The organism is Mycolicibacterium helvum (assembly GCF_010731895.1).
GTDB lineage: Bacteria > Actinomycetota > Actinomycetes > Mycobacteriales > Mycobacteriaceae > Mycobacterium > Mycobacterium helvum.
The window spans coordinates 3,396,566-3,414,938 of sequence record NZ_AP022596.1; the positions used below are offsets into that span (position 1 = coordinate 3,396,566).

Annotated in this window: 15 protein-coding genes; 10 read left to right on the forward strand and 5 right to left on the reverse strand. The window is 63.8% G+C overall.

Going from position 1 to position 18,373, the window contains the following annotated elements:
* The first annotated feature begins 62 nt into the window (after nt 1–62).
* A complete protein-coding gene (locus tag G6N38_RS15995; protein WP_163749072.1) occupies nt 63–2,390 on the forward strand; it encodes an ATP-binding protein in 2,328 nt (775 codons plus the stop codon).
* Here G6N38_RS15995 and G6N38_RS16000 read toward each other — a convergent pair.
* Genes G6N38_RS16000 through pdhA form a run of 5 tightly spaced genes read right to left on the reverse strand, consistent with a single transcriptional unit; the run spans nt 2,387 to nt 8,280 of the window.
* Complete coding sequence (locus G6N38_RS16000) at nt 2,387–3,472, reverse strand: Glu/Leu/Phe/Val family dehydrogenase (RefSeq protein WP_163749074.1); 1,086 nt, start codon at nt 3,470–3,472, stop codon at nt 2,387–2,389. The genes G6N38_RS15995 and G6N38_RS16000 overlap by 4 nt on opposite strands.
* Nucleotides 3,473–3,490: 18 nt before the next feature.
* Entirely contained in the window at nt 3,491–4,861 is a 1,371-nt protein-coding gene (lpdA, locus tag G6N38_RS16005; protein WP_163749076.1) for a dihydrolipoyl dehydrogenase, read from the reverse strand.
* Between the two features lie 41 nt (nt 4,862–4,902).
* Nucleotides 4,903–6,192, reverse strand: a complete 1,290-nt coding sequence (locus G6N38_RS16010) for a dihydrolipoamide acetyltransferase family protein (RefSeq protein ID WP_163749078.1) — start codon at nt 6,190–6,192, stop codon at nt 4,903–4,905.
* Nucleotides 6,193–6,205: 13 nt separating this feature from the next.
* A complete protein-coding gene (locus G6N38_RS16015) occupies nt 6,206–7,198 on the reverse strand; it encodes an alpha-ketoacid dehydrogenase subunit beta (RefSeq protein ID WP_163749080.1) in 993 nt (330 codons plus the stop codon).
* A complete protein-coding gene (pdhA, locus tag G6N38_RS16020; RefSeq protein ID WP_163749082.1) occupies nt 7,195–8,280 on the reverse strand; it encodes a pyruvate dehydrogenase (acetyl-transferring) E1 component subunit alpha in 1,086 nt (361 codons plus the stop codon). Before pdhA ends, G6N38_RS16015 begins: the two co-directional genes overlap by 4 nt.
* 149 nt (nt 8,281–8,429) lie before the next feature.
* Between pdhA and G6N38_RS16025 the strand changes: the two genes are divergently transcribed.
* The 9 genes from G6N38_RS16025 to G6N38_RS16065 all read left to right on the forward strand — a co-directional run bounded on the left by G6N38_RS16025 (nt 8,430) and on the right by G6N38_RS16065 (nt 18,196).
* Nucleotides 8,430–8,903, forward strand: a complete 474-nt coding sequence (locus G6N38_RS16025; protein ID WP_163749084.1) for an Lrp/AsnC family transcriptional regulator — start codon at nt 8,430–8,432, stop codon at nt 8,901–8,903.
* Nucleotides 8,904–9,102: 199 nt separating this feature from the next.
* Entirely contained in the window at nt 9,103–9,879 is a 777-nt protein-coding gene (locus tag G6N38_RS16030; protein WP_163749086.1) for an MlaE family ABC transporter permease, read from the forward strand.
* 8 nt (nt 9,880–9,887) lie between these two features.
* Entirely contained in the window at nt 9,888–10,727 is an 840-nt protein-coding gene (locus G6N38_RS16035; RefSeq protein ID WP_163752044.1) for an ABC transporter permease, read from the forward strand.
* Nucleotides 10,728–10,792: 65 nt separating this feature from the next.
* A complete protein-coding gene (locus tag G6N38_RS16040; protein ID WP_246227241.1) occupies nt 10,793–12,064 on the forward strand; it encodes an MCE family protein in 1,272 nt (423 codons plus the stop codon).
* A 19-nt stretch (nt 12,065–12,083) separates the two neighbouring features.
* Nucleotides 12,084–13,112 (forward strand): MCE family protein, encoded by a 1,029-nt coding sequence (locus tag G6N38_RS16045; RefSeq protein WP_163749090.1) that lies wholly within the window; start codon nt 12,084–12,086, stop codon nt 13,110–13,112.
* A complete protein-coding gene (locus G6N38_RS16050) occupies nt 13,109–14,350 on the forward strand; it encodes an MCE family protein (protein ID WP_163749092.1) in 1,242 nt (413 codons plus the stop codon). Before G6N38_RS16045 ends, G6N38_RS16050 begins: the two co-directional genes overlap by 4 nt.
* Nucleotides 14,350–15,615, forward strand: a complete 1,266-nt coding sequence (locus G6N38_RS16055; protein WP_179968568.1) for an MCE family protein — start codon at nt 14,350–14,352, stop codon at nt 15,613–15,615. Before G6N38_RS16050 ends, G6N38_RS16055 begins: the two co-directional genes overlap by 1 nt.
* A complete protein-coding gene (locus G6N38_RS16060; protein ID WP_163749094.1) occupies nt 15,612–16,742 on the forward strand; it encodes an MCE family protein in 1,131 nt (376 codons plus the stop codon). Before G6N38_RS16055 ends, G6N38_RS16060 begins: the two co-directional genes overlap by 4 nt.
* Nucleotides 16,742–18,196 carry an MCE family protein gene (locus G6N38_RS16065; RefSeq protein ID WP_163749096.1) on the forward strand — a complete coding sequence of 485 codons (1,455 nt, stop codon included), beginning with the start codon at nt 16,742–16,744 and terminating at the stop codon, nt 18,194–18,196. Before G6N38_RS16060 ends, G6N38_RS16065 begins: the two co-directional genes overlap by 1 nt.
* Nucleotides 18,197–18,373: the final 177 nt, after the last annotated feature.

The window sequence follows — 18,373 nt, forward strand, 5'->3', positions numbered from 1 at the left end:
GGGTCACCGCTGCCATGGGCGATACTGGTCGGACCGTTCCGAAGGAGACACGCAGAAAACCTATGGCCTCGTCAGCAGGGAACGCGCCGAGCGTCGGTCTCCCGGCCGAGTCCAGTCGTTTCGTCGGCCGCTCTCGTGAACTAAAGCAGCTGTCGAATCTGCTCACTCGAGCGCGGTTGGTCACCGTCACCGGTGTGGGTGGCGCCGGCAAGACCCGGCTGGCATTGCAGGCAGCCCGCCGGGGTCGGCAGGCTTTTCCCGACGGCACTGCTTACGTTTCGGTGGCCGATTTGCAAGATGGCGAACTGATCGGCCAACTGGTTGCCGGGGCAATGGGTTTGACCGGCGCGATGCACCGATGGACGGCGGACATGCTGGCTGTTCAGATCGGCGACCGCCGCATGCTGTTGGTGTTGGACAACTGCGAGCAGATGGTCGGTCCATGTGCCGATCTCGTGGACACCCTCCTGAGGGTCAACCCGCGGCTCACAATCCTGACCACCAGCCGGGAGTTGCTCGCAGTGCCCGGAGAGCACACCTTTCCGATTCTGCCGTTGACGGTTCCGGCGCCGGACTGTCCGTTGGAGGCGTTCGGCCAGTACGACGCCGTCGAATTATTCGTTGAGCGCGCCAGATCGGTGCTGCCGACGTTCGAGCTGTCGTCATCCAACCATCGGCAGGTGGCCGAGCTGTGTCGAACCCTCGACGGCCTGCCGCTCGCTCTTGAGCTGGCTGCGGTGCGGCTGCGTGCGCTGTCCCTAGAACAGATCGTCGAGCTGCTGATCGCTCGGCCTGATCTGCTCGACGGCGCACGCCGGGGTGGCCCGCTGCGGCACCGCACCCTGACCGCGTCCATGGGATGGAGCTACGACCTGTGTGAGCCGAAAGAACAGCTGCTGTGGTCCCGGCTGTCGGTGTTCTCCGGTGCCGTGGAACTCGATGCCGCCGAGGCGATTTGCGCTGACGATGACCTGCCCGCCTTCGAAATAATGCTGCTGTTGACTTCGTTGGTGGACAAATCGATCCTGATCCGTGACGAAGCTGAGGGTCGGGTGCGCTACCGGCTGTTACAGACCATCAGGCAGTTCGGACAGTCGATCCTGGAGGCGAGTCCCGCCGCGGTGTTGACCTGGCGGCGTCGTCACCGTGACTGGTATCTCGAAGTTGTGCGTCAGACTTTCCTGGACTGGCGCACGGGTAGTCGCAACGAACGGTTGCGGATTCTGTGCGACGATATCGCGAATCTGCGTGCGGCACTGGAGTTCTGCGTAGAGCAGCCGGGCGAGTCCGTGGCCGGGTTGACGCTGGCAAGTTCGCTCTACCACTACTGGCTGCTGACTGGTCTGATCGGTGAAGGCGCGTATTGGTTGGAGCGTATGCTGGCGACGGCTATCGCTGCGAGCAGCGAGCGGATTCGCGCTCTGTATGTGGCCGCCAGCTTGGCCACCGTGCGCGGGGATACTGCCTCGGCCGAGCCGATGCTCGACGAAGCGGCGCAACTCTGCGAACAGCTAGACGCCTCCGAGGGGCGCGCCTACGTGACCGAAGGACGAGGTCTGCTGGCGTTGGTGAGTGACGATACGGCACTGGCCTCTGAGTTATTCGCCGACGCCATTGGACAGTTCGAAGCTCGCGATGACAACTCTGCTGCCGCATTCGCCAACGCGTTGTTCGGCATTGTCTCGATGCTGCGCGGCGAATCGGAGAAAGTGGCCGAGGCGCATATTCGGTGTGAGCGTATGACGGTGCCGTACGGCGAGTCTTGGATCTGGTCGTTCTCGTTGTGGGCCTCGGGGATTGATGCATGGAACCGCGACGACACCGATACAGCACTCGAGATGTTGTCTGCCGCATTGCGACTCAAACGGCCCTTACAGGACCGTCTCGGTGTGGCCGAGTGTCTCGAGGGCCTGGCTTGGGTCACCGCGACGGCTGGCCAGCTACATCGAGCGGCGGTGTTACTGGGTGCCGCAGACGGGGTCTGGCAGCGCATGGGCATGTCCGCGGCCACCGTTCCGGCATTTCGCCGGAATCGGGAGGAGAGCGCAAAACTAGCTCGCCGTCTGGGATTACGCCCGTTCCAGACCGCCCATCGGGAGGGCCGTCAGATGACAGTTGAGGCGGCGGTGGCTTACGCGCTTAAGGAATCCGGGCCGTCGTTCACCATGGGGGACGGTGTCAAGCCCACCAAACGAGAGCGCCAGATCGCTGAGTTGGTTGCCGAGGGCCGCAGCAATCAGGAGATCGCCGATACCTTGATACTGTCGCGGCGTACGGTCGAGGCGCATGTGCAGCATCTACTGACCAAACTCGGGTTTGGTTCGCGCAGTCAGATCGCTGCCTGGGTGGTCCACCAGCGGGCTGCCGCGGAGCAGGACTCGTCGGCCTAGGCCTGAGTTCCGCGGACAGCAGCCAGCCGAGCTTCGGCAATTCCGTCGGCGATGGTGCCTGGCCTGGATCCACGTTCGCAAGCGTGGCGCAGAATCTCCAATGTGGTGTCGTAGATCGCGTTGACGTGGCGACGTACCCACAGGTCATCTCGGCCGTGCAGTTCGGCAGCAACCTGGATCAGGCCACCGGAGTTGGCGACGTAGTCGGGAACCCACACGACGCCACGATCGTGCAGGAGCTGTTCGACGTCTGGGGTGTGCAACTGATTGTTCGCCGCTCCGCAGACGATCGAGGCGGTCAACCGCGCCACCGAAGCCGTTGTGAGTGTTGCGCCGAGTGCACATGGTGCGTAGATGTCGAGGTCGACACCGGACATGTCGTCGCACACCGTTACTGACGGAAACCGTGTGGCGATGCGCTGGATAGCGGTGGGGTCGACATCGGTGACCACGACGCGGGCGCCTGCTCCCGACAACAGTTCGACCAGCTCGCCGCCGACTTTGCCCAGACCCTCCACGCCGACCAGTCGGCCGGCAAGCGATGTTCCACCCCAGACCCTTTCGGCTGCAGCAAGCATCGCGCGAAATACGCCAAGGGCAGTGGCCGGACCGCTGTTACCCGAGCCCCCGGCGCGAACGGTGCGGCCGACGACGTGGCTGGTTTGCCCGCCGATGACGTCCAGATCCTCAGCGCCGATGCCGATATCGCCCGCGGTAATGTACCGACCGCCGAGAGTGTCGACGAAACGCCCGTAGGCACGCAGCGCGGCAACGGTTTTCGAGTGGGTTGGGTCGCCGACGATGACAGCCTTGCCCCCGCCGAGATCGACGCCGGCCAGTGCGGCCTTGTAGGTCATGCCGCGGGACAACCGCAGTACGTCGGTCAGTGCGGCGCCGGAGTCGGCGTAGGGGTAATACCGTGTCCCCCCGAGCGCCGGACCGAGAACGGTGGAGTGGATTCCGATGATTGCCCGTAGACCGGTATCGGCGTCTTCGCAGAACACGACCTGCTCATGGGGCAGGCCCGGTGCCATGTCCGGCCGGTCGAACACGGCCGTTTCGGTAGTTGTGGTGGTGGTCATCGCGCTCCAATCTCGGGGCTATCGAGGTGCGTGCAGTGCCCTGCCGGCAAGGGCAAGGTGCGCCTCGCCGAGTGCCTCGTTCTGGGTCGGATGTGCGTGGATGAGATCGGCGACATCTTCGGGCTGTGCCCCCCAGCTGACGATGAGCTGTGCTTCCCCGATCAACTCGCCGACTCGGTCGCCGACGAGATGGATGCCGACTACGGTGTCGTCGGCACTGATGACCTTGACCGCGCCGGCGGCTCCAAGGATAAGGCTCTTCGCGTTGCCGGCGAGGTCGTAGACGGCGGCGCGAACCGACGAGAACTGTTGTCGGGCTGCTTTTTCGGTGAAGCCCACCGAGGCTACCTGTGGCGTACTGTAGGCAACCCGGGGAATGTGGGCTTCGGGCACCAGTCGCGTGGTATTCCCGGCGAGTTGCTCGGCGACGAAGACGCCGTGCTGGAACCCGCGGTGGGCGAGTTGCGGCCCGGAGACGATGTCGCCGACGGCGAACACCCCGGGCACATCGGTGCGCAGTTGAGCGTCCACCCGCACGAATCCCTGTTCGTCGAGCCCGATTCCATGCTCTGTCAGTCCGATACCGGAGGTTCTGGGCCGGCGACCGACCGCAACGAGAAGCGCCTCGGCCTCCAACTGGGTGTCGTTGTCGAGGGTGATCCGGACAGTGGACCCGGTATCGATCGCGCTGGCGACGACGGTACTGGTCATGACGGCGATGCCACGCTTGGTCATTGCCCGGGTGATCATTGTGGACGTCCACTCGTCCTCGCCGGCCACCAGCCGGGGGAGCGCCTCGACGATCGTGACGGTGGCCCCGAGATGTGACCAGATGCTGGCAAATTCGATGCCGATGACACCACCGCCCAGGATCACCACATTGTCGGGGACCACCGGATGCGTCAGCGCCGAATCACTGGTGAGTATGCGCTCGCCGAGTTCGACTCCGGGCAAGCCGCGCGGTTGCGCACCGGTGGCGATGATCAGCCCACGGCCGGTGATTCTGCGGCTTCCGACAACAACGCCGGTGCCGCCGGCATAGTGGCCGACTCCAGAGACCACCTCGATGCCTCGACTGCTGATCAAGCCCTGAAGGCCGTGATGCAGTCGGTCAACGATGGCGTTCTGATGCCGACGCGCGGTGGCCAGATCAAAGTCGGCCAGTGCGGCCTGGATACCCAATTCGGCTGCTTTACCGATGGTATCGACTACGTCAGCGATGTGGGCGAGTGCTTTCGTTGGGATGCAGCCCCGGTGCAGACAGGTTCCGCCAACCTTGTCCTGCTCGACCAGCGTCACACTCATGCCCAGTTGGGCCGCCCGCAAGGCGGCGGCATATCCGCCCGATCCGCCGCCGAGGACGACGACGTCGCAATCTGCAGCCGTCATGATGGAGTTCCTTCTGCCTATGGTTCGGTGCGCGATGGCGATCAGGCCAGCGCGATCAGGGATGTCGGGTCGGCCAGGATGCCGGCTACGTCAGCCAGCAGTTTGGCGCCTTGTTCGCCGTCGGCCAGGCGATGGTCGAACGCCAGACTCAGCGTGGTGACCGAGCGCAGACAGACCTGGCCTTGATACTCCCATGGCCGCCTGCGAATCGATCCGAAGCAGAGAATCGCAGCCTCACCGGGGTTGAGAATCGGTGTACCCGAATCGATTCCGAAGACACCGATGTTGGTGATGGTGATCGTGCCGCCAGTCAGGTCGGCCGGCGGTGTCTTCCCTTCGCGCGCCAGGGCGGTCAGTTCGGCTAGCGCCTGTGCCATTGCCCGAAGGCTCAGGTGATGGGCATTTTTGATGTTGGGCACCGTCAGGCCACGGGGGGTGGCGGCGGCAATTCCCAGGTTGACGTAGTTCTTGGTGACGATCTCGTGGCGCGGTTCATCCCAGGTCGCGTTGAGACTGGGGTTGGTACGCAGGGCCACAGTCAGCGCGCGAGCCACCATTGCCAGCGGCGTCAGCCGGATGCCGGCGAAATGGCCAGAGCCACGGAGATGATCGACCAACTCCAGCGTTGGTGTGATGTCGACATCGACGAATATCGTGACATGCGGTGCAGTGAAGGCACTGTGGACCATCGCTTCGGCGGTGTGCTTGCGCACGCCGGTAACGGGTGTGCGGGTCTCGCCGGGTCTAGTGGGTTCAGGCTCGATCGGTGTGGTGGGCGGCGTCAGCTCGCCGCGGCGGTCCTGTAGGAAGCGCTCTAAGTCTGCCCGGGTGATCTCTCCCTGTGCGCCAGTAGGTTCCACGTCGGCGAGATCGACATCGTTGTTGCGTGCAGCGAATCGCACCGGCGGAGATGCCATCGGTCGCCCGGGCGCTTTCGGGGGCGACCCGTGGTGAGGGAGGGTCGGACCAGACCCGGTGTTCGTCCGGCGTCGACGCGGGGGAGGCTCGGCCACACCGTATCCGACCAGCACCGGCGTCCGGGTCTCCGCCCGGGAGGGTGGTTTGTCCGGTGGGACATCGGTATCCCCGGCTGTCTCGATGTCGATCAGCGGCGCACCCACGCTGACGGTGGCGCCGGGCGGGACATGGAGGGTATGCACCGTCCCCGTGTACGGACTTGGTAGTTCCACCAGTGCTTTGGCAGTCTCGACCTCGGCGATGATCTGGTTGAGGGTGACCTGATCACCGACCGCCACCGACCACGACAGCAGGTCGGCTTCGGTCAGGCCCTCTCCGAGATCGGGCAGGCGGAAGGTATTGATTGTCGCCATCGGGAGTCCTATCTCAGGCCGTGAGCGCCGCATCAACTGCGGCTAGGATGCGGTCGACGTCGGGCAGATAGTGGTGCTCGACCTTGGCCGGGGGATAGGGCAGGCCGAACCCGCCGACACGAGCAACCGGGGCCTCAAGGTGATAGAAGCACCGCTCGGTGATTCGCGCAGCCAGCTCGGCGCCGATGCCGAGGAACACCGGTGCCTCGTGCGCGATGATCAGCCGGCCGGTCTTGCGCACCGAGGTGGCAACCGTCTCAGTATCCAGTGGCGCAAGTGATCTCAGGTCGATCACCTCCAGCGACTTGCCCTCGTCCCGGGCCGCCTCAGCGGCCTGCAAGGCGACGGTCACCAGCGGTCCGTAGCTCACCAGCGTCGCAGTTTCCCCCGGGGTCAGCACCCGGGCCCGGTGCAGCGGATAGTCGTCACCGTTGTACGACAACGGTCCTTTTTCCCAGTACCGGCGCTTGGGCTCGAAGAAGAGCACCGGGTCGTCGCAGGCGATAGCCTGCTGAATCATCTGGTATGCGTCGGCAGCGTTGCTGCACGTCACCACCCGAAGTCCGGCAGTTGCAGCGAAATAGCCCTCTGGGGACTCGGAATGATGTTCGATGGCACCGATTCCGCCTCCGTAGGGCACTCGGATCGTGATCGGCATCGCAACTGCACCGCCGGTGCGATACCGCAGTTTTGCGAGCTGGGAGACGATCTGGTCGAAGGCCGGGTAGATGAATCCGTCGAATTGGATCTCACATACCGGGCGGTATCCACGCATGGCCAATCCAATTGCCGTCCCGATGATTCCAGACTCTGCCAACGGGGTGTCTATGACGCGGCCGGATCCGAAATCGGCGAGCAGGCCATCGGTGATCCGAAAGACCCCGCCAAGCGTGCCGATATCCTCGCCCATCAGCACCACCTTCGGGTCACGGTGTAGTGCTTGACGCAACCCGGCGTTGAGTGCCCTACCGAGCGGTAGAGCTTCGGGAGCTGGTGCGGCTGTCATTGCTCGGCTTCTTCCAGTGTCGACAGATAGGTGGCGAACTGATCGCGCTCCTCGTCGATCAGCGGGTGTGGTTGGGCGTAGACGTTGTCGAACATCGACAGCGGTTGGGGCTCGATCGTTTCCAGACAGCCCCGGCGCAGCGCGGCTGCGGTTGCGTCAGCGCGATCCTCGATGCGACGCAGAAAGTCGGTGTCGATCGCACCCTCGGTCTCGAGCAGATTTCGGATCCGGTCCAGGGGGTCGCGACGGCGCCAATCCTCGTCGAGCGTGCTCGGTCGATAACGTGACGGATCGTCCGACGTCGTGTGCGGGCCCATGCGATAGGTCACGGCCTCGATGAGAATGGGACCGTTCCCTTTTCGCGCGCTCTGTAGTGCCGCGCGGGTGGTGGCCAGCACCGCCAGCACGTCGTTTCCGTCCACACGGACAGCAGGGATGCCGAACCCCGGGCCACGTCGGGAGAGCGTGACACGTGATTGCAGACTCACCGGTTCGGATATCGCCCACTGGTTGTTCTGGCAGAAGAAGACGACCGGAGCGGCGAAACTGGCGGCAAAGCAAAGCGCTTCGGAGATATCGCCCTGGCTGGTGGCGCCGTCGCCGAAGTAGGTGATCACAGCGGAGTCCGCGGAATCGAGGTCGATGCCCATCGCGTAGCCGACTGCGTGCAGGGCCTGGGAGCCGACGACGATGGCCGGCGTGGTCATCCGGTACTGGAACGGATCCCAGCCCGAGTGCGTTGAGCCGCGCCAGAACCGCAGCATGTGGGCAGGATCCACGCCTCGGCAATAGGCGACGCCGTGCTCGCGATAACTGGGGAAGGCGAAATCGTCGGTCTCCAGCGCGCGCGCCGACCCGACCTGTGCGGCCTCTTGGCCCCGCAGCGGCGCCCAGAGCCCGAGTTCACCCTGCCGCTGTAGCGCCGTGGCTTCCGAATCGATCCGGCGCACCACCACGAGATCCTCATAGAGGTCGCGTAGCGCCGCCGCGTCGATGTCCGTCACGAAGCTGGAGTAGAGCGGATGCTCCTGGCGGATCCCGGTCTCGGTGACGAGTTGGACGAACTCCTCAGCTTCGAACACGGGAACCTCCCAGAAAGAATGCTCGATCTCGAGCAGTGCCGACGTCGAGGCGAAACCCAATCAGCAGATCTGCAATCTGCACAAGATCCTGATCAAAAATTGGTCAATCAGCTCATTTGAGCGGTCACTCAGAAGGCATACTGCGCAGTATGGTCAACTTCGATAGGACCGATGCCCGTCTTCTGCTGGCGTTGTGTGAGATGCCCCGGGCTTCGGGTGTGCAACTGGCGGCAATGCTCGATCTGGCACGAAACACCGTGCAGTCCAGGCTTTCCCGGTGGTATGAGCATCGAGCGTTGGCACCGGTCGATCGATGTGTATCGCCGCGCGCGCTCGGCTATCCGTTGCGGGCATTCGTCGCAGCCGTCGTCGATCAGCACAAGCTGGAGCCGGTCATTAAGCGGTTGTCCGCAATCCCGGAAGTCGCCGAGGTGGTGGGGATCTCGGGTGCGGCAGATCTGCACATCGAGGTCAACACCGTCGATGCCGATGACCTGTATCGGGTGGCCGGACTGATCCTTGCCGTTCCTGGGATCGAACGCACCGTGGTGTCGGTCGTCGTGCGTCAGGCTGTGCCCTATCGCACCCGTCCCCTGCTAGAACGGCTGGCGGCTAGCCGCTGAAGAGACCGTGTGCGTCGACATCGCCCACTTAAGTAGTAAGTCTGCGGTACCTACCGATGTCTCTAACGGCGCTGTAGCCGGATCCTTGCTGAATCCACACCACCAGTAACGACGCTGGCGGGCGATCAGCGCGGTTGGAGAAGTGGGTTCCGATGCTCGACAACAACACCCCTCCCACGCGGAGCCACGGGTGACCCGGATGGGCGCGGCCGTGGTCGCGTCTACGGTCACCGGGCCACTGCGTGCGACCGGTGAGTTCTTCACGATGACGGTCGAGGTCCTGCTCACGCTGTTCACCACGAAGCCGGCCTGGCGTGAGTACCTGGTACAGACGTTGTTCGTCGCCAAAGTGTCGCTGGTGCCTGCGTTGATGCTGACCATCCCTTACTCGGTGTTGTTGGTGTTCACCTTGAACATCCTGTTGAACGAGTTCGGTGCTGCCGATCTGTCTGGTACCGGTGCGGCGTTGGGCACCGTTACTCAGATCGGCCCGTTGGCAACGGTTCTGGTGATCGCCGGCGCCGGTGCAACCGCCATGTGCGCAGACCTGGGATCGCGGACGATCCGCGACGAACTCGATGCGCTTCGGGTGATGGGGATCGACCCGATCCAGGCTTTGGTCGTTCCGCGGGTGCTTGCGGCAGGCACGGTAGCCACCGCGCTGGCCTCGACGGTGATACTGGTGGGGCTGACCGGTGCCTATTTCTTCTGTGTCTACGTCCAGCAGGTGTCTCCGGGCAACTTCGTCGCTGGTTTCACGCTGCTGACTGGTGTCGCAGAGATTGTCATCGCGTTGATCAAGGGTGCGATCTTCGGCGCGGTGGCCGGCCTGATTGCCTGTTACAAAGGCATTTCAGTTGGAGGTGGGCCGGCCGGGGTCGGCAATGCGGTGAACGAGACGGTGGTGTTCACGTTCATGGCGTTGTTCGCCATCAACATCGTCATCACCGCGGTCGGGGTGGAGGCCACCCTGTGAGCAGTCCGATGGCCGGTGTGCCTTCCCGGTTGAGTGCGGTCGGCCATAGTTGGGTTGCGAGCTGGAACCGGATCGGCGCTCAGACTGAATTCCACTTCCGGACGGTGACGTCCATCGGCGTCGCGATTGTGCACTACCGCAAAGAGGTCTTGCGGCTTATCGCCCAGATGGGCCTTGGTGTGGGGGCCCTCGCCATCATCGGTGGCACCGTCGCCATCGTCGGATTTCTCACCCTCTCGACCGGTGCGGTCATTGCCGTGCAGGGTTATAACCAGTTCGCCAACATTGGTGTCGAGGCGCTGACCGGTTTCGCTTCGGCCTTCCTCAACGTCCGCATCATCGCGCCGGGGACCACCGCGATCGCGTTGTCGGCCACCATCGGTGCGGGGGCCACCGCGCAGCTGGGGGCGATGCGGATCAACGAGGAGATCGACGCCCTTGAGGTCATCGGTATTCGTAGCATCGCTTATCTGGCGTCGACTCGGGTGATCGCGGGGGTGGTCGTGGTGATCCCCCTTTATTGCGTGGGACTGCTCATGTCGTTCACCGCGGCGCGGGTTGGCACCACCGCCGTCTACGGCCAGTCCAGCGGTGTCTACGACCACTACTTCAACACCTTCCTGAACCCCAGCGATCTGAACTGGTCACTAGCGCAATCGATTGCGATGGCCGCGGTGATCATGCTGGTGCACACGTTCTACGGCTTCACCGCCAAGGGCGGACCCTCCGGCGTGGGGGTGGCGGTCGGACGGGCGGTGCGCACCTCACTGATCGTCTCGGCGATCGTCGTGACGACGATCGCGCTGGCCGTCTATGGCCAGTCCGGCAACTTCGATCTTGCGGGCTGACGGTGGAGGCGCGACCAGGAGAACGCCGGCTGCCACCGGCCCTGTGGACCCTAATCCTGGTATTGGTGATCGCCGGCATTGCCGCTCTGACCGCTGCGCTGTTCACCGGGCGGTTCAACACCTACGTCGACGTTGTTGTCATGTCGCAGCGGTCCGGGCTGGTGATGGAGCCGGGGGCCAAGGTCAGGATGCGCGGTGTCCAGGTGGGCCGGGTGGCCGGGGTCGAAGGTGGAAACCCGGTGCGGATGCGGGTGGAACTATTTCCCGATCAGGTCGCTCTCATTCCGCAGGATGTCCAGGCCGAGGTCCGGTCCACCACGGCATTCGGCGCGAAATACCTCGATTTCATCGGAGCGGACGGCATTCCGCAGACTCATATCCGGGCCGGCACAGTGGTGATGTCGCGCAATGTCACCACCGAGGTCAACACGGTGTTCGAAAACTTGGTGGACGTGTTACACACCGTTGACCCGCCCAAACTCAACGCCACGCTAGCCGCTCTGGCCGAGGCGGTACGGGGCCAGGGCTCCCGTATCGGTGAGGCCACCAGCGCAGCCAATGAGGTTCTTGCCCAGCTGAATCCGCTGATGGATACCGCGCGCGGGGACTGGGTTTCGGTTCGGCGCTTCGCCGACGCTTACGACGGTGCTGCCAACAATCTCATCGACACTCTTGACGCGGCCGCGACGTCGAGCCGAACCATCGTCGACAACGAACGCAATTTGGACGCTCTGCTGCTCAACGTGATTGGATTCGCCCAGTCTGGAATCAGCTTGATTGAACCCAACCGTGACAACCTCGTCCAGGCTGTCAACGGCTTGGCCCCAACCACGGGTTTGTTGCACACCTACAGCCCCAGCTACACCTGCATGCTGTTGGGGGCCAAGTGGTACCTGGACCACGGAGGGCGAGCACAGGTCGGCGGCAATGGCCGCACCATCGTGCTCGACAGCGCGCTGAATCTGGGTGACGACCCCTACCGCTATCCCGACAACCTGCCGATCGTGGCGGCAAAGGGGGGCCCCGGCGGCAAGCCCGGTTGCGGGTCACTGCCCGATGTCAGCAAGCAGTTCCCGGTACGTCAGCTCATCACCAACACCGGATGGGGCACCGGGGTCGACATTCGGCCCAATCCCGGTATCGGCCATCCTTGGTGGCTCAATCTGTTTCCGGTCACTCGTGCCGTTCCCGAGCAACCCAGCCTCCACGGCGAAGGTCCGCCCGCGATCGGTCCGGTTCCCTATCCGGGAGCGCCGCCATACGAGCCGTTGCCGCCACCACCGGACGCGGCGAACGACAGTGCTACTGACTTGCCCGCCGAGCACGGACTCCGTTGAAGATGAGGGGAATCGGTCGATGAGATACGACCTTGGTGGCGTCCTGTGGAGACTCGGCGCTTTCCTGCTGGCGTGCGGAGTGGGTGCATTCGTTCTCGTCGTCGTGTTCGCGCAACTACGCTTCACCGAAGACCGTTCCTACCGAGCTGAATTCACGAACGTCAGTGGGCTCAAGGTCGGCGACTTCGTCCGCATCGCCGGTGTCGAGGTCGGCAAGGTGCGGAACATCTCGATCGATGCCGCCAACCACGCGATTGTGGAGTTTGCCGTTGACGATTCGGTACCGCTGACTGAGGGTACCCGGGCGCTGGTCCGATACGAGAACCTCATCGGTGGCCGGTCGGTTCAGTTGGAGGAAGGTCCCGGCGGCACACGCGCGCTGCGGGTCGGCGAGATGATTCCGCGTGAACGCACCCAGCCTGCCCTTGATCTCGACGCGCTCATCGGTGGTTTCCGCCCGCTGTTTCGGGCACTGGACCCGGAGGCGATGAATGCGTTGACCGGACAGTTGATCCAGGCTTTCCAGGGGCAGGGCGAAACGATCAGTTCATTCCTTTCGTATACGGCGACCTTGACCAGCACGATCGCCGATCGCGATCGGCTGATCGGCGAAGTCGTCGGCAATCTCAATGTGGTGTTGGGGTCGTTGGGTGAGCACACCGACGATTTCGACTCCTCGATCGACTCGCTGTCGCAGGTGGTTGCGCGGCTCTATCAGCACAAAACCGCTATCAGCGATGCCGTGGCCGCCACGAATGCGGCCGCGGTGACGGTCGCCGACCTGCTCGGCCAGTCCCGGCCAGATATCAAAAACGTTGTTGGTCAATCTGATCGGCTCGCGTCCACCATCCTTGCCGATGCTGACGGGGTCGACGATCTCTTGCGCACGCTGCCCGATACCTACCGGGCGCTGAACCGGATGGCTCTCTACGGCGACTACTTCTCGTTCTACCTCTGCGATGCCATCCTCAAGCTCAACGGCAAGGGCGGGCAACCGGTGTACGTCAAGGTTGCCGGCCAAGACACCGGGCGGTGCGCGGCCCGATGAAAGCACTGTCGCAGCGAAACCCGCTAGTCGTCGGAGTCGTCGGCATCGTGGTGATCGGCGTGATCGCCACCGGGGTCTTGCAATACAAAAAGCTGCCGTTTCTGTCCAACGGTCGGCACTACTCGGCCTACTTCGCCGACGCCAGTGGGCTCCGTCCGGGCGCTGCGGTGCAGATCGCGGGATACCAGGTCGGTGAGGTATCGGCGGTCGAGCTCGACGGGTCCCGTGTCGCCATTGATTTCACCGTCGAGAAAGGAATCCGGTTGGGCGAGCTCACCGAGGCCGCGGTGAAGACCAAGACCCTGCTAGGGGCCAAGATCCTCGAGGTCACCCCCCGCGGCGACGGTGTGTTGACCGGACTCATCAGCGCCCAGCGCACCACGCCCGCCTACCAGTTACCCGACGCTCTGGGGGACCTGGCCCATACGGTGGACGCCCTCAATACCGGCCAACTCAACGACGCGCTGACCACTCTGGCCGAGACATTCCGCGATTCTCCTCCGGACCTGCGCCGCGCGGTCGACGGTGTGGCTCGCTTCTCACGAACGCTCGGCGAACGGGATGCGCAGTTGCGGCACTTGTTGGAAAACGCCCGCAAATCGACCGCGGTTCTCGCGCAGCGGACCGACCAGATCGTCGGCCTCATCACGCAGTCGAACGCTTTTCTCGCCCAGCTGCGGGAGCAGAGCGCCGCGCTGGATCAGGTCAGCGAGAACATCGTCGCGGTGACCGCCCAGTTGTCGGGTGTCATTAGCGACAACAAGGCCGAACTGGGGCCGGCGCTGGACAAGGTCAACGGGGTGCTGGCAATACTCGACGGGCGGAAGGCCGAAATTCGGCAGGTCATCACGATGCTGCACCGCTACGCGATGTCCTTGGGCGAATCCGTGGCGTCGGGCCCCTTCTTCAAGGCCTACTTGGTGAACCTGTTACCTGGTCAATTCCTGCAGCCGTTCATCGACGCCGCGTTCTCGGATCTGGGCCTGGATCCCAAGGTGCTGGCGCCCAGCGAGCTCAACGATCCCCAAGTCGGTCAGCCCGGGACACCGGCGCTGCCGGTGCCGTTCCCGCGCACCGGCCAGGGCGGCGAGCCGAGATTGACTGTGCCCGACGCAATTACCGGCAAGCCTGGTGATCCGCGATATCCCTATCGGGAACCGATACCCGCGCCGACGCCGGGTGGTCCGCCGCCCGGACCGCCGGCGCCGGGACCGGGTGTGACGGAGCCGGCGTCGTGATCACGAACCGCTGGCGACGCGGTGGCCTGACCGTCGTCCTGGTCCTGCTGCTTGTCGCGGGGAGCGCCGTCGCCGTCGGGGCCTTGCCGAGCAGGAATCGTGTCACGGTGACTGCGTACTTCGACAACAGCAACGGTATTTTTCCCGGAGACGACGTCATGTTGCTCGGGGTTCGCATCGGCGAGGTGAAGTCGATTGAGCCGCAGCCTCAACGGGCGAAAGTCACGTTCTGGATCGAGCGCAGGCACCCCGTGCCTGCAGGTGCCAACGCCGTTATCCTGTCCCCTCAGCTGATCACGTCCCGGGCGATTCAGCTGACACCGGCATACATCGGTGGCCCGGTTCTGGCGGATGGCGCCGTGATCCCACAGAGCAGGACTGCGGTGCCGGTGGAGTGGGACGATTTCCGCCGCCAGTTGGAGAAGCTCAGCGAAAGCCTGCAGCCGAGCGCCAACGGAATCAGCCCGCTGGGCGCCTACATCACCACTGCGGCAGAGAACCTGCGCGGTCGTGGCCAAGACATTCGTGCGGCGATAGTGGAGCTGTCGCAAGCACTATCGGCACTGGGGGATCACAGCGCCGACATCTTCGCATCGGTGAAGAATCTGGCGACCCTGGTCTCTGGGTTGCAGTCCAGTGCGTTGCTCATGCGGGAGCTCAACCAGAATCTCGCTGCGGTGAGCGGGTTGGTCGCTGACAAACCTGACCAGATCGGTGCCGCCATCGATGGGATGAACCAAGCGGCCAGCGAAGTGGCAACGTTCGTCTCCGAACATCGCGACAGGCTCGGCGTCACGTCGGACAAGCTGGGCTCGGTGGTACAGGCGATGGTCGACAGCATGGGCGATATCAAGCAGGTCCTGCATCTGGCCCCGACCACATTCCAGAATCTGATCAACGTCTACGAGCCCGCGCATGCTTCATTGACCGGCGCGCTCGCGCTGAATAATTTCGCGAATCCGATTCAATTCCTCTGCGGCGCTGTGCAAGCGGCATCGAGATTGGGCGCCGAACAGGCTGCGAAACTGTGTGTGCAGTATCTCGCGCCGATTGTGAAGAACCGGCAGTACAACTTCCCCCCGGTCGGCATCAATCCATTCGTCAACGCTGCAGCTCGACCCAATGAGGTCACCTACAGCGAGAATTGGATGCGGCCTGACCAACGGCAGGAACTCCCGCCCGTCGAGGGCCAGCAGACGGTTGCCACTGACCCCGCGCGCGGACTGACCGGCATGATGGCTCCGCCAGCTGGCGGTGGTTCATGAGCTGGCGTCGGCGAGCGCTCGCGCTGGGGACAATCGTGGGGCTGTGGCTTACCACCGGCTGCAGCTGGCACGGCCTGAACTCGCTGGCGCTGCCCGGTGTGGCCGGTCGGGGTGACGGCTCATTCCACATACAGGCCCAATTGCCCGATGTGGCCAATCTGGAACCGAATTCGCGGGTACGCGTCGCCGATGTCACGGTCGGCAGCATTGCTCGCATCGAACGGCAAGGCTGGCATGCGTTGGTGACGATTCGCCTCGACGGTGATGTGGATCTTCCGGAGAACACCTCAGTGAAGGTCGCTCAGACCAGCCTGCTGGGATCGCTGCACATCGAACTCGCCCCGCCGCAAGGTGAGCCACCGCGTGGACGGCTGCACGACGGCTCGGTCATCCCGTTGTCTCAGGGAGGTGCCTATCCGACTACTGAGCAGACCCTGGCGGCCGCATCGATGTTGCTGAACGGCGGCGGGCTGGCGCAGGCGGGCGAGATCACTGAAGCGCTGAGCACCGCGTTCAACGGCAGGGAAGCGGATCTGCGGGGATTCGTGGACCAGGTTGAGGTATTCACTCGGCGACTGGACGGCCAGACCAACGAGATCCTCGCCGCAACCGACAGCATCAACAGGCTCACCGGCCGCTTTGCCGCCCGCCAGGCTGTCCTGGATCGTGCACTGGAACTCTTCCCGCAAGCGCTGGCGATCCTGCGCGACGACCGTGATCAACTGGTCGAAGCACTCGACCAGTTCGGGCACCTCAATGCGTTGGTCGCCGGCTCGGTGAATTCGATCGACGATGCGCTGATCCGCGAATACCGCGACCTGTGGCCGGTGCTGGAGCAGATAGCCAACGCGGGGCCCGCTGTCACCGAATCACTGTCGCTGTTGTCGACCTTCCCGTGGACGAAGGAGGGTGTGCGCAACTGGATCCGCGGGGACTTCGGCAACCTCACCGCGATCTTCGACCTCACGTTGAGTCGGCTGGATACCTCGCTGCTCACCGGAACCCGTTTCGAGGGAGCGTTGACCCGGCTCGAAATGCAGTGGGGCCGAACTGTTGGTGTGTTACCCAGTCCGGCAACCGGCGGCAACCCACTGTTGATTCCTTACCAGGCTGACCAGGGACCCTGATGAATCTGACCCGCTTCGCCAAGATTCAGCTGGCAGTGTTCACCGTCGTCGCGTGCGTGGTGATGACGATCATGGCCGTTGGCTATATGAAGCTGCCCGCCCAGCTGTTCGGATTGGGCCGCTACACGGTGACTGTGCAACTCCATCGCTCCGCCGGCCTCTACCCCCGCGCGAATGTGACGTATCGCGGCACCGAGGTGGGTCGCGTCGACCGGGTGACGCTCACTCCCGCCGGTGCCGAGGCGGTGCTCTCGCTGAATTCCGGGATCAAGGTCCCGGCCGATGTTGACGCCGAGGTGCACAGCCAGTCGGCGATCGGCGAGCTCTACGTGGCGCTGCTGCCGCGCAGTACCGGTGGCGAGATGCTGGCCGACGGTGACGTGATCCCGGTCGACCGGACTTCGGTGCCCCCGGACATCGGGAGTCTGCTCGATGCCACCAATCGGGGCCTCGCGGCGGTTCCGAAACCCGACCTCCGCACCGTCATTGACGAGAGTTACACGGCGGTGGGGGGATTGGGCCCGGAGCTGGCCCGAATCGTCAAGGGCGGTACGCAGTTGGCACTCGATGCCAAAGCTGAACTGGACTCGATGGTTGCCCTGATCAAACAGTCCAAACCGGTACTTGACGCGCACGCGGAGACAGCGGATGAGATTGGGGCCTGGGCCGCGAACTTGGCAACGATCACAGGCCAGCTGCGGAACCATGATTCGTCGTTGCGGGGTCTGCTCGCCAACACCCCCGCGGCTGCCGAGGAGGCCCGCAGCCTCATCGAGCGACTCCGGCCCACATTGCCGGTGCTACTGGCCAACCTGGTGAGCGTCAACCAAGTCGCGATTTCCTATCAGCCGGCTTTGGAACAGCTGTTGGTGCTGCTACCACAGGCCGTGGCGATGATGGGCGCACTGGCGATCGGGAACCTGGACACCAAACAGGATTACACCGGGATGTATCTGGACTTCAATCTCAATCTGAATCTGCCGCCACCGTGTAACACGGGATTCCTGCCCGCTCAGCAGCAACGATCGCCGGCGTTGGAGGATTATCCGGATCGCCCTGCCGGGTCTTTGTACTGCCGTGTCCCGCAAGATCATCCGTACCTGGCGGTTCGCGGTATGCGTAATCTCCCCTGCTTGACCGTGCCCGGTAAACGGGCGCCGACCGTCGAGATGTGCGAAAGCGACCAACAGTACGTACCACTCAATGACGGGTCCAACTGGAAGGGCGACCCAAACGCCACCACCACCGGCCAGTCGGTGCCGCAGGAATCGCCCGCTGTCGCGCAAGCTGATTCGAGTCAGAAGTCGGCCGTGCCTGTAGGTGTCGCCAGGTATGACCCGGAGACGGGAGATTACCTCGGTCTGGATGGCCGGCTCTACAGCCAGGCCAACCTTGCCGCGACGATGCAACAGCCCACGCTCGAGAAACTGTTGCTGCCAGAAGGAGCGGGATGACAGCCATGCGCTCTCGAGGCTGTTGCGGCGCCGGGGCCTCGGCCCGGTTTGCGTCGACACCAGGCGAATACGTAGTTCGACTGTGGTACGTACGGATGCCTCAACGCATACAAACGGGCAGCGTTCACCCGAATGCCACACGAATAGTGCACGGACAGTCTGGATTTCAATCGGCAG